The following is a 16,579-nucleotide window of genomic DNA, read 5'->3' as shown; positions in this document are numbered from 1 at the left end:
CACGGTCACCTCTCGCGGCCGCCTCCGGGCGGTTCGGTGATCCGAGGGCGGAAGAGACCTTCGGTACTCGACGCTACGTACCGGAGGTATGTGTGATGGATGTTCCTGTCTGGATGTGGGTCGCGACGATCGGGGTGATCGTCGCGATGCTGGCCTTCGACTTCGTGGGCCACGTCCGCACCCCGCACGCTCCCACCCTCAAGGAAGCCTCGTGGTGGTCCGCCGGCTACGTCGGGATCGCGGTGCTCTTCGGGGTCGGGATCTGGGCCTACTTCGGCTCGGTCTACGGCGGTGAGTACTTCGCCGGGTACATCACGGAGAAGAGCCTGTCGGTCGACAACCTCTTCGTGTTCGTCCTCATCATGACGAGCTTCCGCGTGCCCAGGCTGTACCAGCAGAAGGTGCTGCTGATCGGGATCACGATCGCGCTGGTCCTGCGCACGATCTTCATCTTCCTGGGCGCCGCGCTGATCGAGAACTTCAGCTGGGTCTTCTACATCTTCGGCGCCTTCCTGATCTACACGGCGTACGCGCAGATCAAGAGTGCGCGGTCGCACGACGACGAGGAGTACAAGGAGAACGGCGTCCTGCGCCTCACGCGCCGCCTGTTCCCGACGACGGACGCGTACGTCGAGGACCGCATGTTCACCAAGATCGACGGCAAGCGCTACATCACGCCCATGCTCATCGTGATGATCGCGATCGGCAGCGCCGACCTGCTCTTCGCGGTGGACTCGATCCCCGCGATCTTCGGTCTCACGCAGGAGACGTTCCTCGTCTTCGCGGCCAACGCGTTCTCGCTGCTCGGTCTGCGTCAGCTCTACTTCCTGATCGACGGTCTGCTGGACCGCCTCGTGTACCTGGCCTGGGGGCTGGCCGCGATCCTCGGCTTCATCGGGATCAAGCTGCTCATCCACGCGCTGCACAAGAACGAGATCCCGTTCATCAACGGTGGTGAGCACATCACGGCCATCCCGGAGATCTCCACGGCCGTCTCGCTCGGCTTCATCGTGGTCACGCTGGCGATCACCACGATCGCGAGCCTCGCGAAGGACCGTAGCGACCGCCGACAGCTGGAGAAGGAGACCTACTGATGCAGCACGAGCTGCCGTTCTGGTTCGAGGCGGCGTCCCTGACGGCCCTCGTCGTCCTCCTGCTCGTCGACCTGGTGGTCGTGGGCCGTCGGCCGCACGTGCCGTCGATGAAGGAGAGCGGCCTGTGGGTGGCGTTCTACGTCGCCCTGGCACTGGTCTTCGGCGGCCTCGTCGCCCTCGTGGGCGGCAGTGCTCCCGCGGTCGAGTTCTACGCGGGCTGGCTCACCGAGTACAGCCTGTCCGTGGACAACCTCTTCGTGTTCGTCATCATCATGACGAGGTTCGCCGTGCCGCGGGAGCACCAGCAGAAGGTGCTCATGGTGGGGATCATCGTGGCGCTCGTGCTGCGAGGTGCGTTCATCCTCGCGGGCGCCGCGATCATCGCCCAGTTCGTGTGGGTCTTCTACCTCTTCGGGGCGTTCCTGATCTACACCGCGGTCAAGCTGGTCGCGGGCGGGGACGAGCCGGAGGAGTACCAGGAGAACCGGCTGATCCGGTCGCTGCGCCGGGTGCTTCCCCTGTCGCAGACGTACGACGGCGGCAGGCTGCGGACCGTGGTCGACGGCAAGAAGCTCTTCACGCCCATGCTCGTCGTGTTCCTCGCGATCGGCAGCACGGACCTGCTGTTCGCGTTCGACTCGATCCCGGCGATCTTCGGCCTGACGCAGGACCCGTTCATCGTGTTCACGACGAACGTCTTCGCCCTCATGGGGCTCCGTCAGCTCTACTTCCTGCTGGGTGGGCTGCTCGAGCGCCTGGTCTACCTGCCGATCGGGCTGGCGGTCATCCTGGGCTTCATCGGGATCAAGCTCATCCTCGAGGCGCTGCACGAGAACACGTTGCCGTTCATCAACGGCGGGCAGCACGTCGAGGCCGTCCCGACGGTCCCGATCTGGCTCTCGCTCGTGGTCATCGTGGGCGCGCTCGGGGTCACGACCGTGGCGAGCCTGCTGCGCACGCGTGCGTCGAGCAGGCTCGAGCCGGTGCCCGACGACGTCGACGCGCCCTCGTAGCGCGCTCGCGTCGGGCGCCTGCTCGCCTGGTACGCGGACGGCCCGCCTCCCCTCGGGGAGGCGGGCCGTCGCGCGTCCGGGGGCGCGTCGCCCGTCGAGGGTGCCGGTGCGGTCAGGCGCGGTCGGCCCAGGGGCCGATGACGGGGGACCAGGGGCGGACGGTCCGGCGGGTGATGACGTGCTCGCGCGCGAACGGGTCGGCGTCGAGCGCCGTCGCGACCGCCCCCTCGTCCGGCGCGTCGACCAGCAGGAGGGCGCCGGCGGGGTTGGCGGCGTCCTGGGCGAGCGGGCCGGACGCGAGCAGCGTGCCGTCGTCGAGCAGCCCGCGCAGGAAGGCGCGGTGCTCAGGGCGGTGCTCGTCCAGGACGGTGGGGCGGTCGGCGTACGTGTAGGTCACGGCGAAGATCGGCATGGCGCTCATTCAAGCACTCTCCGGACCGAGGCCGGCCCCTGGTCCCGGGCCTCGGGGCGGCCCGCCGGACCGGAGGGGGCTACCACCCGCGCTCGCGCCACTCGTCGAGGTGCGGGCGCTCGGCCCCGAGGGTCGTGTCGAGGCCGTGGCCGGGGTACACCCAGGTGGCGTCGTCGTACCGGTCGAAGAGCTTCGTGGTGACGTCGGCGTAGAGCTGGGCGAAGCGCGCGGGGTCGTTCGACGTGCTGCCGACCCCGCCCGGGAACAGGGTGTCCCCCGTGAACAGGTGCACGCGCCCGGGCAGCGAGCCGGGGCCGCTCGCGTGCTCGGGTTCGCGGTAGGCGAGCGCGACGGACCCCGGGGTGTGGCCCCGCAGGCCGATCACCTCGAGGGTGACGTGGCCGAGGACGATCGTGTCGCCGTCGTGCAGCGGGCGCGTGATCGCGACCCCGGTCGCCTCGCTGACGGCCTCCGCGTCCGGGGCGCCTGCGGCGACCGGGGCCCCGGTGACGGCGACGAGCGACTCGAGCGCTCCCACGTGGTCGAGGTGGCGGTGCGTCGTGACGATCAGGTCGAGGCGAGCGTCGGGCGACCCCTCGCGCACGAGGGCGACGAGCCGGTCGGCGTCGGCGGCGGCGTCGACGAGGAGCTGGGCTCCGCCGGCCCGGCAGGTCAGGAGGTAGGTGTTGTTCGCGGAGGGGCCGACGGCCGCCTTGCGGACCTCGAGCTCGTCGAGGACGCGCAGGTCGCTCGGTCCTCCGACCACCACGTCGCCGCCGTAGCCCATGTGCGCTCCCCGTCCCGTCGCTCGAGCAGCCCGGCCGGGCTGCTCGCGGCCGAGTATGGCACGCGAGGCGGACCGTGTGACGCGTGTCTCGTCCGCACCTGCGGTGCCGTGCGCACGGGTCGGGACGCCGGTCGGCGCGCTGGTCACGGGGCCCGCCGGCGGATCCGGGCCGTCGGGGACGTCGCTCCCGACGGTCGGCGGTGGAACCGAGGGGTCGAACAGGTGTGCGAATGTCAGGGTCGAGGCATACGATGCTTCGGTGAGCAATCGCCTTGTCATCGCTGGTGCCCGCGAGCACAACCTCCGCAACGTCGACCTCGACCTGCCGAGGGACCAGCTCATCGTCTTCACGGGCCTGTCGGGGTCCGGCAAGTCCTCCCTCGCGTTCGACACCATCTTCGCCGAGGGGCAGCGCCGCTACGTCGAGTCGTTGTCCGCGTACGCCCGCCAGTTCCTCGGGCAGATGGACAAGCCGGACGTCGACTTCATCGAAGGGCTCTCGCCCGCGGTCTCGATCGACCAGAAGTCGACCAACCGCAACCCGCGCTCGACCGTGGGCACCATCACCGAGGTCTACGACTACCTCCGCCTGCTGTTCGCGCGCGCCGGCACGCAGCACTGCCCGGTCTGCGGCGAGAAGGTCCAGGCCCAGACGCCGCAGCAGATCGTCGACCGCCTCCTCGAGCTGCCGGAGGGCACGCGCTACCAGGTCCTGGCGCCCGTGGTCCGCGGACGCAAGGGCGAGTACAGCGAGCTCTTCAAGGAGCTGCAGTCCAAGGGGTTCGCGCGCGCACGGGTCGACGGAGAGGTCGTCCAGCTGACGGACCCTCCCACGCTCGAGAAGAAGCTCAAGCACGACATCGAGGTCGTGATCGACCGTCTCGTCTCGCGCGAGGGCGTCCAGCGCAGGCTCACGGACTCCGTGGAGACGGCGCTGGGGCTCGCGGGCGGGCTCGTCGTCGTCGAGCTCGTGGACGCCGACGCGGACGACCCGCAGCGTGAGCGACGCTTCTCCGAGAAGCGCGCGTGCCCCAACGACCACGAGCTCACGCTCGACGAGATCGAGCCGCGCACCTTCTCCTTCAACGCTCCCTACGGGGCGTGCCCCGAGTGCACGGGCATCGGCTTCCGCCTCGAGGTGGACCCGGACCTCGTGATCCCCGACGACGAGAAGTCGCTGGCCGAGGGCGCGGTGGCCCCCTGGGCGCAGATCTCCTCGGAGTACTTCAACCGCGTCCTGACGGCCCTGGCCTCGGACCTCGGCTTCTCCATGGACGTGCCGTGGCGCGCGCTGCCCCAGCGCGCCCAGCAGGCCGTGCTCTACGGCCAGAACCACGAGGTCCACGTCCGGTACAAGAACCGCTGGGGGCGCGAGCGCCAGTACTCGACCGGCTTCGAGGGGGTCGTGACGTTCCTGGAACGCCGGCACGGCGAGACCGAGTCGGAGTGGTCCAAGGAGAAGTACGAGGCGTACATGCGCGAGACGCCGTGCCCGGTGTGCGAGGGCACTCGCCTCAAGCCCGAGGTCCTCGCGGTCAAGGTCGGCGACAAGTCGATCGCGGAGGTCTGCCGTCTGCCGCTGCGCGAGGCCGCCGCGTTCCTCGGCTCGCTCGAGCTGGGCACCCGCCAGAAGGCCATCGCGACCGAGGTCCTCAAGGAGATCGACGCCCGGCTGGGCTTCCTCCTCGACGTCGGCCTGGACTACCTCTCGCTCGAGCGTCCCGCAGGGACCCTCTCGGGCGGCGAGGCGCAGCGCATCCGCCTCGCGACGCAGATCGGCTCGGGGCTCGTGGGTGTGCTGTACGTCCTGGACGAGCCGAGCATCGGGCTGCACCAGCGCGACAACCGTCGCCTCATCGACACGCTGACCCGTCTGCGGGACCTGGGCAACACCCTCATCGTCGTCGAGCACGACGAGGACACCATCCGTGCCGCCGACTGGATCGTGGACATCGGGCCGGGGGCCGGCGAGCACGGCGGTCGCGTGATCCACTCGGGCGACTACGCGGGGCTCCTCGAGGCCCCCGAGTCCGTCACGGGCGCCTATCTCGCAGGACGCCGCAGCATCCCGCTGCCCGCGTCGCGCCGACCCGTGGACAAGGACCGTCAGGTCACGGTCATCGGTGCGCGAGAGCACAACCTCGAGGGCATCGACGTGAGCTTCCCGCTCGGCACCCTGACCGCCGTCACCGGGGTCTCGGGCTCGGGGAAGTCCACGCTGGTCAACTCGATCCTCTACACCGTGCTCGCCAACGAGCTCAACGGGGCGCGGCAGGTCGCGGGCCGTCACCGTCGCATCACGGGGCTCGAGAACCTCGACAAGGTCGTGCACGTGGACCAGGGGCCCATCGGGCGCACCCCGCGGTCGAACCCCGCGACCTACACGGGGGTCTGGGACCACGTCCGCAAGCTCTTCGCCGAGACGAGCGAGGCCAAGGTCCGTGGCTACACGCCTGGGCGCTTCTCGTTCAACGTCAAGGGCGGGCGCTGCGAGGCGTGCTCGGGCGACGGGACCATCAAGATCGAGATGAACTTCCTGCCGGACGTCTACGTCCCCTGCGAGGTCTGCCACGGCGCGCGCTACAACCGCGAGACGCTCGAGGTGCACTTCAAGGGCAAGACCGTGGCGGACGTGCTCGACATGCCCATCGAGGAGGCCTCGGAGTTCTTCGCGGCGGTCCCCACGATCTCGCGGCACCTCAAGACGCTCTCGGAGGTCGGCCTCGGCTACGTGCGCCTCGGTCAGCCGGCGCCCACCCTCTCGGGTGGTGAGGCCCAGCGCGTCAAGCTCGCGAGCGAGCTGCAGAAGCGGTCGACGGGCCGGACGATCTACGTCCTGGACGAGCCCACGACGGGCCTGCACTTCGAAGACATCCGCAAGCTGCTCGCGGTCCTCCAGTCGCTCGTCGACAAGGGCAACACGGTCCTCGTGATCGAGCACAACCTCGACGTCATCAAGAACGCGGACTGGGTCATCGACATGGGCCCCGAGGGCGGTTCCGGGGGAGGTCGGGTCATCGCGGAGGGAACGCCGGAGCAGGTCGCGGCGGTCCCGGCGAGCCACACCGGTCGGTTCCTCGCGGAGGTCCTCACGGGGGACCCGATCCCGGTGGCGCCCCTGCCCAAGAAGTCCTCGTCCGCCACGGCGGGCAAGGCCTCGGCCGCGAAGACGCCTCGGAAGACGGCCGCACGCAAGTCGTCCACGACGGCCGCGGCGAACGAGTCCTCGACGACCGTCAAGGCGTCGGCCGCCCCCAAGGCTGCGGCCCCCAGGAAGGCTGCCGCCCGGAAGGCCGCAGCGGAGAAGGCCGAGCCGACGAGCGACTGAGCTCCGCCGCGGGGTGGCCCGTCTCAGGCGGCGTGCGTGCGCAGCGGGGCGGGTTCGAGCAGGACCGGGAAGTTCACGGACCGTGCCAGGAAGCAGTGGTCGTGCGCGCGGCGATGGACCTCGGCGACGGCCTGGTCGCTGACCTGGGGGCCGTCGTCGACCACGACGTGCGGGTGCAGGGTGACGTCCGTGAACTGTCCCGCGCCGGCCGACTCGACCCGCATGGTGCCCGTCACCTCGTCCGTGTACTCGCGCACGACGATCCCCGCGGCGGACGCGAGGTGCAGGAACCACAGCATGTGGCACTGCGACAGGCTCGCGACGAACAGCTCCTCGGGGCTGTAGCGGGCCGGGTCGCCGCGGAACGCGGGGTCGGCAGTGCCCGGGAGCGTCGGCCTCCCGGCGAGCTCGACGTCGTGGTCCCGGCTGTACGCGGTGTAGGTGGTGGTTCCGGTCTGGCCGGCCCCCGTCCAGCGGACGGTCGCGGCGTAGGAGTGAAGGGCGCCCATGCGGTCACCCTAGCGGCGGATCCCCGTTCGTGTGTGACGGGCGTCACGTGCGTCGCCCCGAGGGGGCGGACGTGTGGGTGCACTGTCCTAGGCTGGCAGGCATGGCCGACCCGTCCTCGTACCGCCCCGCACCAGGAGAGATCCCCACGTCACCGGGCGTGTACCGCTTCCGCGACGAGCACGGCCGTGTCATCTACGTGGGCAAGGCCAAGAACCTGCGGGCACGCCTCGGCAGCTACTTCCAGGACCTGACGAACCTGCACTACCGCACCCAGACCATGGTCACGACGGCCGCGTCGGTCGAGTGGACGGTCGTGGGGACCGAGGTCGAGGCGCTCGCGCTCGAGTACTCGTGGATCAAGGAGTTCGACCCGCGCTTCAACGTCAAGTACCGCGACGACAAGTCGTACCCGTACCTCGCCGTGACCCTGGGGGAGCAGTTCCCGCGCGCCCAGGTCATGCGCGGCGCCAAGCGCCCCGGGACCCGGTACTTCGGGCCCTACGGGCACGCCTGGGCCATCCGGGAGACCCTCGACCTGCTGCTCCGTGTCTTCCCGGTCCGCACGTGCTCGGCCGGCGTCTTCAAGCGCGCCCAGCAGACGGGGCGCCCGTGCCTGCTCGGGTACATCGACAAGTGCTCGGCCCCCTGCGTCGGACGGATCTCCCCCGAGGACCACCACGCGCTCGCGGAGGACTTCTGCGACTTCATGGCCGGTGACACCGCCAAGTTCATCCGTCGCGTCGAGGCCAAGATGAAGGAGGCCGCCGCGGCGATGGAGTACGAGCAGGCGGCGCGGCTGCGTGACGACATCCTGGCCCTCGAGCGGGCCATGGAGAAGAACGCCGTGGTGCTGGGCGACGCGACGGACGCGGACATCTTCGCGCTCGCGGGGGACGAGCTCGAGGCCGCGGTCCAGGTCTTCCACGTCCGTGGCGGCCGCATCCGTGGCCAGCGGGGATGGATCGTCGAGAAGGTCGAGGACGTGACCGACGCGGAGCTCGTCGAGCACCTCCTCCAGCAGGTCTACGGCTCGGTCGACGAGGCGCTGGGCGACTCCTCGTCCCCCTCGTCGAGCGTCGTCCCCCGGGAGGTGCTGGTGCCGGTCCTTCCGCCCGACACCGAGCAGGTCGTGGCGTGGCTCACGGGTCTGCGCGGGGCGAAGGTCGACGTCCGCGTGCCTCAGCGGGGGGACAAGCGAGAGCTCGCGGCGACGGTGCACAAGAACGCCGAGCACGCCCTCGCGCTGCACCGCACCCGTCGCGCGGGCGACCTCACGACCCGCAGCCAGGCCCTGCGCGAGATCCAGGAGGCGCTGGGCCTGGAGACCGCGCCGCTGCGCATCGAGTGCTACGACGTGTCCACGACGCAGGGCACGCACCAGGTCGCGTCCATGGTGGTCTTCGAGGACGGGCTCGCGCGCAAGAGCGAGTACCGCCACTTCGCGATCCGTGGGCCGGAGGGGCTGGGGGCGCGCGACGACACCGCGGCCATGCACGAGGTCATCACCCGTCGGTTCAAGCGGTACCTCGCGGACCGCTCGCAGGCGACGGACGTCGAGATGGACCTGGGGGCGGACGACGACACGGCACACGACGCCGACGCGGTCGCCGCGGGGTACGTACCCCGGTCGGGCGAGGTGGGCGCCGACGCCCCGGCAGGTCGCGCGGCACGCTTCGCCTACCCGCCCAACCTCGTCGTCGTCGACGGCGGGCCTCCCCAGGTCGCGGCGGCCGCCCGGGCGCTCGCCGAGCTCGGGATCGACGACGTCGCGCTGTGCGGGCTCGCGAAGAGGCTCGAGGAGGTCTGGCTGCCGGGGGAGGACTACCCCGTGATCCTGCAGCGCAGCTCCGAGGGGCTCTACCTGCTCCAGCGCGTCCGTGACGAGGCGCACCGGTTCGCGATCTCCTACCACCGCAAGAAGCGCGGCAAGGCCATGACCGCCTCCGCCCTGGACGACGTCCCCGGGCTCGGGCCGGCACGCAAGAAGGCGCTGCTGACCCACTTCGGTTCGCTCAAGCGTCTGCGTGCGGCGTCGGCCGAGGAGATCGCGACGGTCCCCGGGATGGGGGCGGCGACCGCGGCCGCGGTCGTGGCGGCGCTGCGGCCGGCCTCGTCGCAGGCGACCGGCAGCGCAGGAGCCGGCGAGCCGTCGGCCTCCGCGCCGGGGGAGGCCCCGCCCGTCGGCGCGGCACCTGCCCCGTCCACGCCCGACGGCGCCGCGCCCCGTGAGCCCGACGCGTCCGCACCGCGCACCGGCGGGACGGGCACGTCCGACGCCCTCCCGCCCGAGGGGCGCGACGCCGTCGGGCAGGGCGGTGGCAGCGCCGCGGCGGACACGCCCGGCGCGGCCGCCGGGCCCGGGGCTCCGTGAGCGGCTGGCATGCTGGTGACATGAGCTCCGAACCCGCCCCGACGACCGTCCCCCAGGGCATCCCCGTGATCGAGGCGGCCACGCCCGCCCCCGAGCGGTCCGACGCCGAGGTCCTCGTGATCACCGGGATGTCCGGCGCCGGACGCAGCCGGGCCGCCGCGGTGCTCGAGGACCTCGACTGGTACGTCGTGGACAACATGCCCCCGCGCATGCTCGTGCCCCTCGTCGACATGATGACCCGCGCCGGGTCCAGCGTGCAGCGGATCGCCGCCGTCGTCGACGTGCGCGGCGGAGGGTTCTTCACCGACCTCCTCGACGTGCTCAAGCACCTGAGGGACGCCGGGGTCTTCTACCGCATCCTGTTCCTCGACGCGTCCGACGAGGTCCTCGTGCGCCGGTACGAGCAGGTGCGGCGCCCGCACCCGCTGCAGGGAGACGGGCGCATCCTGGACGGCATCGCCGAGGAGCGACGCCTCGTCTCGAGCGTCGAGGAGCGTGCGGACGTCGTGATCGACACCTCGGAGCTCAACGTCCACGACCTCGCCCGCGAGGTCCGCGCGGCCGTGGCCGAAGGAACTCCGGAGACGCTGCGGATCAACGTGGTCTCGTTCGGGTTCAAGTACGGCATCCCGCTCGACGCCGACCACGTCGTCGACATGCGGTTCCTCGCCAACCCGTACTGGATCACCGAGCTGCGGCACCTCACGGGCCGGGACGAACCCGTGCGCGACTACGTCCTCGCCCGCCCCGGCGCCCTCGAGTTCGTCGACCGGTACGTGAGCGCGCTCGAGCCGGTCCTCGCGGGGTACCTCGCCGAGGAGAAGCGCTACGTGACCATCGCCGTGGGCTGCACCGGGGGCAAGCACCGCTCGGTCGCGATCTCGGAGGTGCTCGCGCAACGGCTGAGAGCTCTCGGCCAGCGCGTCACCGTCACTGCCCGCGACCTCGGCAAGGAGTAGCCCGTGCCACTCGTCAACCCGGCGGTCGTGGCCCTCGGCGGCGGGCACGGCCTGTCCGCGACGCTCTCGGCCCTGCGGCTCATGTCCGACCGCATCACGGCCGTGGTGACCGTCGCCGACGACGGCGGGTCCTCCGGGCGCCTGCGGGCCGAGCTCGGCGTCCTGCCCCCCGGAGACCTCCGGATGGCGCTCGCGGCCCTGTGCGACGACTCCGAGTGGGGACGGACGTGGAGCTCGGTCCTGCAGCACAGGTTCTCCTCGAGCGGCGACCTCGACCAGCACGCGGTCGGCAACCTCCTGATCGTCGCGCTGTGGGAGCTGCTGGACGACCCGGTCGCGGGGCTGGACTGGGTCGGCAAGCTGCTCGGGGCCCGGGGGCGGGTCCTTCCCATGGCCGCGGTCCCGCTCGGCATCGAGGCCGACGTCCGGACGGGGGACGGGCTCGCCACGATCGTGGGGCAGAGCCAGGTCGCCCTGACCCACGAGCGGATCGAGCAGCTCCGGCTCGTGCCGCCCGACCCGCCCGCCTGCCCCGAGGCCGTGGAGGCGGTGATGGCGGCCGACTGGGTCGTCCTGGGGCCGGGGTCCTGGTACTCCTCGGTCATGCCGCACCTGCTCGTGCCCGAGCTGGCGCGCGCGCTGCACGACACCTCGGCCCGGCGCTGCGTCGTCCTGAACCTCTCGAACACCTCGGGGGAGACGTTCGGCCTGACCGCGACCGACCACCTCGAGGCGCTGCACAAGCACGCGCCCGACCTGCGTATCGACGCGGTGATCGCGGACCCCAGCGCGGCGGAGGACATCGGGCTCCTCGTCGACGAGTCGGCGAGGACAGGGGCGCGCCTGCTGCTGCGCCAGGTGGGGCGCTCGGACGGGACCCCGCAGCACGACGCGCTGCGCCTCGCCGCCGCCCTGCGCGACGTCTTCGACGGCTTCCTGGGGGACGTGGGGACCTCGGCGCGCTGAGCGGGAGCCGACCAGCCCGGGATCGGCCTGCACCCACCTGCACCGGTCACCGACGGACAGCCTTGCCCGCCCCGGCGCGAGGACACCGCACGGTCCCCGGCGCCCTATGCGGGCGCGTGAACGGTCAGCCGCACCAGCGGCTCGTGCCCCGCGTCGGGACGTCCCTCGTGGCAGAAGGCGGTCACGATCGTTGCTCGTTGATGGGAGGATGTCGCCATGGCGTTGACGGCACAGGTGAAGGACGAGCTCGCGCGACTCAAGGTGGACAAGACCTCCTGCCGCAAGGCGGAGGTCTCGGCCATGCTCCGGTTCTCGGGAGGGCTGCACATCATCTCGGGGCGCATCGTGATCGAGGCGGAGCTCGACACGGCGATCGCGGCCCGACGGCTCCGGCAGACGATCAGCGACGTGTACGGGCACACGAGCGAGCTGATCGTGGTGTCGGCGGGGGGGCTGCGACGCGGCAGCCGCTACGTCGTGCGGGTCGTCAAGGACGGTGAGTCCCTGGCCCGGCAGACGGGCCTGCTCGACAACCGTGGACGGCCCGTGCGCGGGCTGCCGCCGCAGGTGGTCTCGGCGGGCGTCGGCGAGGCCGAGGCGGCGTGGCGTGGTGCGTTCCTCGCGCACGGCTCGCTGACCGAGCCGGGCCGCTCCTCGGCGCTCGAGGTGACGTGCCCCGGACCCGAGGCCGCGCTCGCGCTCGTCGGTGCCGCCCGGCGCCTGGGGATCTCCGCGAAGGCTCGCGAGGTGCGGGGGGTCGACCGGGTCGTGATCCGGGACGGCGAGGCGATCAGCGCGATGCTGACCCGGCTCGGGGCCCACGAGACCGTCGTGGTCTGGGAGGAGCGTCGCCAGCGCCGCGAGGTGCGCGGCACCGCGAACCGGCTCGCGAACTTCGACGACGCGAACCTGCGCCGTTCGGCTCGTGCTGCGGTCGCCGCGGGCGCCCGTGTCGAGCGCGCGTTCGAGATCCTCGGCCCGGACCTCCCGGACCACCTCCGTGAGGCCGGCGAGCTGCGGCTCGCGCACAAGCAGGCCTCGCTCGAGGAGCTGGGACAGCTCGCCGAGCCGCCGCTGACCAAGGACGCCGTGGCGGGTCGTATCCGCCGGCTGCTGTCGACCGCGGACAAGCGCGCGGCCGAGCTCGGCATCCCGGACACCGAGGCGGGCCTGAGCCCGGACCTGCTCGACGTCTGACCCGTCCCACCGGCCACCTGCGAAGGGGGCGCGCGCCCGGCGGGCACGCGCCCCCTTCGCCGTGTCGTGGGCAGGGCTCGTGGGGTGCGGGCGGGGCGGCCCGGGGGGGCCCGGCGCGTCCGGGGGCCTTGCCGCGCGGCCCTGTGGGAGCGCTTGCGTGCTCCGACCCCGACCCCTCCCGCGACAGCCCGGCAGGGGGCCCGGTGTGACCGCCGTCTCTGACCTCGGTCACATCCCACGGTGCGTTCCCGGTCGTCTCAGATCCGTGTCCAGGTCACGTGATGGGGGGCTTCGGGTATAGGATCGGGGATGTCAGGTGACAAAGACGTGCTCCTTCACTGAGGTCTTCGGGACCCTGTTGAGCCGCAGCTGTCGCTGTGGCCCTGCGAGATTCCCGGAGTCCACGCCGCGAGGCATCGGTGGGGGAGTGCTTCGCCGTTACCACCTACGTACGCCGTAGTACGTGATCGTTCGGCATCAACCGTGTGCGTCGGAAACACCGGCGCGCCCTGAGGAGGGCATTGTGACCATCCGCGTCGGTATCAACGGCTTCGGTCGTATCGGACGTAACTTCTTCCGCGCCATCATCGCGTCGGGGGCGGACATCGAGATCGTGGGTGTCAACGACCTCACGGACAACAAGACGCTCGCGCACCTGCTGAAGTACGACACCGTCCTGGGTCGTTTCCCGCTGAGCGTCGACTTCGACGAGAACAACATCATCGTCGACGGCAAGGCCATCCGCGCCCTCGAGGAGCGCGACCCCGCGAAGCTCCCCTGGGGCGAGCTGGGCGCTGACATCGTCATCGAGTCGACCGGCTTCTTCACCGACGCGACCAAGGCGAAGGCTCACATCGAGGCCGGCGCCAAGAAGGTCATCATCTCCGCTCCGGCGAAGAACGAGGACGGCACCTTCGTCGTCGGCGTGAACCACGAGCAGTACGACCCCGCGACGCAGCACATCATCTCCAACGCGTCGTGCACCACGAACTGCCTCGCCCCGATGGCCAAGGCCCTCAACGACGCGATCGGCATCGAGCGTGGCCTCATGACCACGATCCACGCGTACACGGGTGACCAGAACCTGCAGGACGGCCCCCACAAGGACCTGCGTCGTGCCCGTGCGGCCGCGCAGAACATCGTCCCCACCTCGACCGGTGCGGCCAAGGCCGTCGCCCTCGTGCTCCCCGAGCTCAAGGGCAAGCTCGACGGCTTCGCGATGCGCGTCCCCGTCATCACGGGTTCGGCCACGGACCTCACCTTCACCGCCTCGAAGACCGTCACGGTCGAGGAGGTCAACGCTGCGGTCAAGGCTGCTGCCGAGGGCCCGCTCAAGGGCGTCCTCAAGTACGTCGACGACGACATCGTCTCCTCGGACATCGTCACGGACCCGCACACCTCGATCTTCGACTCGAAGCTCACCAAGGTGAGCGGCGACCTGGTCAAGGTCGTCGCGTGGTACGACAACGAGTGGGGCTACTCCAGCTCGCTCGTCTCGCTCACGCAGTACGTGGGTGCTCGTCTCTGATCTCCGTCCCTGCGACGTGAGGTGAATTCTGCGTCCGCGTGCGTGGCCGGCCCGATTGGCCGCCCATGCACGCGGACGCAGTCATGTGTGACGTGACCTGTTTCGACCTGTTCAGACCAGGAGTGTGCTCATGAAGACCATCGACTCCCTCGGCGACCTGCGCGGCAAGCGCGTGCTCGTCCGTTCGGACTTCAACGTCCCCCTCGACGGGACGACCATCACGGACGACGGCCGTATCCGCGCCGCGCTCCCCACGCTCAAGCGGCTGACCGACGCCGGTGCGAAGGTCGTCGTGACCGCGCACCTCGGTCGCCCCAAGGGTGAGCCCGACGCCAAGTACTCCCTCGCCCCCGTCGCGGCCCGCCTGGGCGAGCTGCTCGGCGCCCCCGTGACGCTCGCGCAGGACACCGTCGGCGAGTCCGCCAAGGCCACGGTCGCCGCGCTGGGCGACGGCGAGGTCGCGCTGCTCGAGAACATCCGCTTCGACCCCCGCGAGACCTCGAAGGTCGACGCCGAGCGCGAGTCGCTCGCCGCCGACCTCGCCTCGCTCGCCGACGCGTACGTCTCGGACGGCTTCGGCGTCGTGCACCGCAAGCAGGCCTCGGTCTACGACATCGCCAAGGTGCTGCCGTCCGCCGTGGGCGAGCTGGTGCTCAAGGAGGTCGACTCCCTCAAGAAGGCGACCGAGGACCCCGCGCGCCCCTACGTCGTCGTGCTCGGTGGCTCGAAGGTCTCCGACAAGCTGGGCGTCATCGCCAACCTGCTGACCAAGGCGGACCGCCTGCTCATCGGTGGCGGCATGGTCTTCACGTTCCTCGCGGCCAAGGGCTACTCGGTGGGCAACTCGCTCCTCGAGACGGACCAGATCGACACCGTGAAGGGCTACCTCGCGGACGCCGAGAAGGCGGGCGTCGAGATCGTCCTGCCGACCGACATCCTCGCGGCCGACTCGTTCGCCGCCGACGCGCCCTACGAGGTCGTGCCCGCGGACGCGATCCCGGACGGCAAGATCGGCCTGGACATCGGCCCCGAGTCGCAGAAGCTGTTCGCGAGCAAGATCGTCGACGCCAAGACGGTCGTCTGGAACGGCCCCGCAGGCGTGTTCGAGTTCGAGGCGTTCTCCGGTGGCACCCGTGCTGTCGCGCAGGCCCTGGTCGACGCGACCGCGAACGGCGCGTTCACGATCGTCGGCGGCGGCGACTCCGCTGCGGCCGTGCGCATCCTCGGCTTCGACGAGGCCGGCTTCAGCCACATCTCGACCGGTGGCGGCGCGAGCCTGGAGTTCCTCGAGGGCAAGTCCCTCCCGGGGCTCGCGGTCCTCGAGGCCTGACCCCCACCCCCGCAGCCTCACGGCTCACAGAAGGTAGACACCATGACTGATGCACGTACCCCGCTCATCGCGGGCAACTGGAAGATGAACCTGGACCACCAGGAGGCCATCCACACGGTCCAGAAGCTCGCCTGGGCCCTCAAGGACGCCAAGCACGACTTCTCGGCGGTCGAGGTCACGGTGCTCGCACCGTACACGGACCTGCGCAGCGTGCAGACGCTCGTCGACGCCGACAAGCTCGAGCTGACGTACGGCGCGCAGGACGTCTCGCAGCACGTCTCGGGTGCCTACACGGGTGAGATCTCGCCCGTGTTCCTGAGCAAGCTGGGCGTGACCTACGTCGCGATCGGGCACTCGGAGCGCCGCCAGTACCACGGCGAGGACGACGCGCTCGTCAATGCCAAGTCGAAGGCCGCCCTGGCCCACGGCCTGATCCCGATCATCTGCGTCGGCGAGGCGCTCGAGGTCCGCAAGGCCGGTGAGCAGGTGTCCTACACGCTCGCGCAGGTCGACGGCGCCCTCGAGGGTCTCTCGGCCGAGGACGCCGCCAAGGTCGTCATCGCGTACGAGCCCGTCTGGGCCATCGGCACGGGCGAGGTCGCCACGCCGCAGGACGCGCAGGAGGTCGCCGGCGCGATCCGTGCCCGTCTCGCGGAGCTGTACTCCGCCGAGGTGGCGGACGCCGTCCGCGTCCTCTACGGCGGTTCGGTCAAGTCGTCGTCGATCGCCGAGCTCATGAAGGAGCAGGACGTCGACGGCGCACTGGTCGGCGGCGCGAGCCTCGACCCGGAGGAGTTCGCGAAGATCGCGCGCTTCCAGTCGCACCAGACCGGGGCCTGATCCCCGCCGCTGCCGGGTCGTGCCACGCGGCGCGCCCCGGCAGCGTCGCCTCCGCGCACCGCGGAGGACTCTCCTCGCGGTAGCCCGACACGCACGGTGACCTGTCCGCCAGCATCGACCACCCGGTGGATCGGTTCGTCGGATCGGCCCCGCGTCGCCTACCCTTGTCCTCGGTGCCGCACCTGCGCCTCGCAGGTCGGTCCAGGACAACCGTGCGGTCCGCTCTCGACTTCTCGACGTGGAC

The 16,579-nt window shown here is 70.9% G+C and carries 13 protein-coding genes; 10 read left to right on the top strand and 3 right to left on the bottom strand.

What is annotated here, in order from left to right; all coding sequences use genetic code 11:
* The first annotated feature begins 95 nt into the window (after positions 1–95).
* Entirely contained in the window at positions 96–1,094 is a 999-nt protein-coding gene (locus tag H9623_RS09065; protein WP_193719726.1) for a TerC family protein, read from the top strand.
* On the top strand, positions 1,094–2,107 hold the full coding sequence (locus H9623_RS09060; protein WP_193719725.1) for a TerC family protein: 1,014 nt from the start codon (positions 1,094–1,096) through the stop codon (positions 2,105–2,107). Before H9623_RS09065 ends, H9623_RS09060 begins: the two co-directional genes overlap by 1 nt.
* Before the next feature lie 112 nt (positions 2,108–2,219).
* Here the strand turns inward: H9623_RS09060 and H9623_RS09055 are convergent, their stop codons facing one another.
* Positions 2,220–2,528, bottom strand: coding sequence for a YciI family protein (locus tag H9623_RS09055; protein WP_321575359.1), 309 nt, complete (start codon positions 2,526–2,528; stop codon positions 2,220–2,222).
* A 70-nt stretch (positions 2,529–2,598) separates the two neighbouring features.
* The gene (locus H9623_RS09050; RefSeq protein ID WP_193719724.1) at positions 2,599–3,306 is read right to left on the bottom strand and encodes an MBL fold metallo-hydrolase; all 708 of its coding nucleotides are present in this window, start codon (positions 3,304–3,306) and stop codon (positions 2,599–2,601) included.
* A 259-nt stretch (positions 3,307–3,565) separates the two neighbouring features.
* On the opposite strand from H9623_RS09050, the gene uvrA reads away from it, so the two are divergent.
* Entirely contained in the window at positions 3,566–6,634 is a 3,069-nt protein-coding gene (gene uvrA, locus H9623_RS09045) for an excinuclease ABC subunit UvrA (RefSeq protein ID WP_193719723.1), read from the top strand.
* Between the two features lie 23 nt (positions 6,635–6,657).
* Here uvrA and H9623_RS09040 read toward each other — a convergent pair whose 3' ends face one another.
* The gene (locus tag H9623_RS09040) at positions 6,658–7,143 is read right to left on the bottom strand and encodes an OsmC family protein (protein WP_193719722.1); all 486 of its coding nucleotides are present in this window, start codon (positions 7,141–7,143) and stop codon (positions 6,658–6,660) included.
* Between the two features lie 101 nt (positions 7,144–7,244).
* On the opposite strand from H9623_RS09040, the gene uvrC reads away from it, so the two are divergent.
* From uvrC to tpiA, 7 genes are all read left to right on the top strand, one after another.
* Positions 7,245–9,515 (top strand): excinuclease ABC subunit UvrC, encoded by a 2,271-nt coding sequence (uvrC, locus tag H9623_RS09035; protein WP_193719721.1) that lies wholly within the window; start codon positions 7,245–7,247, stop codon positions 9,513–9,515.
* A 20-nt stretch (positions 9,516–9,535) separates the two neighbouring features.
* The gene (rapZ, locus tag H9623_RS09030; protein ID WP_193719720.1) at positions 9,536–10,474 is read left to right on the top strand and encodes an RNase adapter RapZ; all 939 of its coding nucleotides are present in this window, start codon (positions 9,536–9,538) and stop codon (positions 10,472–10,474) included.
* A gap of 3 nt (positions 10,475–10,477) precedes the next feature.
* A complete protein-coding gene (locus H9623_RS09025) occupies positions 10,478–11,440 on the top strand; it encodes a gluconeogenesis factor YvcK family protein (protein WP_193719719.1) in 963 nt (320 codons plus the stop codon).
* Between the two features lie 216 nt (positions 11,441–11,656).
* Positions 11,657–12,637: a DNA-binding protein WhiA gene (gene whiA, locus H9623_RS09020; RefSeq protein ID WP_191805771.1), complete on the top strand. Its 981-nt coding sequence runs from the start codon at positions 11,657–11,659 to the stop codon at positions 12,635–12,637.
* Between the two features lie 523 nt (positions 12,638–13,160).
* The gene (gene gap, locus H9623_RS09015) at positions 13,161–14,165 is read left to right on the top strand and encodes a type I glyceraldehyde-3-phosphate dehydrogenase (RefSeq protein WP_193719718.1); all 1,005 of its coding nucleotides are present in this window, start codon (positions 13,161–13,163) and stop codon (positions 14,163–14,165) included.
* Between the two features lie 130 nt (positions 14,166–14,295).
* A complete protein-coding gene (locus tag H9623_RS09010) occupies positions 14,296–15,495 on the top strand; it encodes a phosphoglycerate kinase (RefSeq protein WP_193719717.1) in 1,200 nt (399 codons plus the stop codon).
* 42 nt (positions 15,496–15,537) lie between these two features.
* Entirely contained in the window at positions 15,538–16,335 is a 798-nt protein-coding gene (gene tpiA / locus H9623_RS09005) for a triose-phosphate isomerase (protein ID WP_193719716.1), read from the top strand.
* Positions 16,336–16,579: the final 244 nt, after the last annotated feature.

Source organism: Oerskovia douganii (genome assembly GCF_015142735.1).
Classification (GTDB): Bacteria; Actinomycetota; Actinomycetes; order Actinomycetales; family Cellulomonadaceae; genus Oerskovia; species Oerskovia douganii.
Note: the sequence above shows the minus strand (reverse complement) of the source record. Positions and strands in the feature narration are given on the sequence as shown.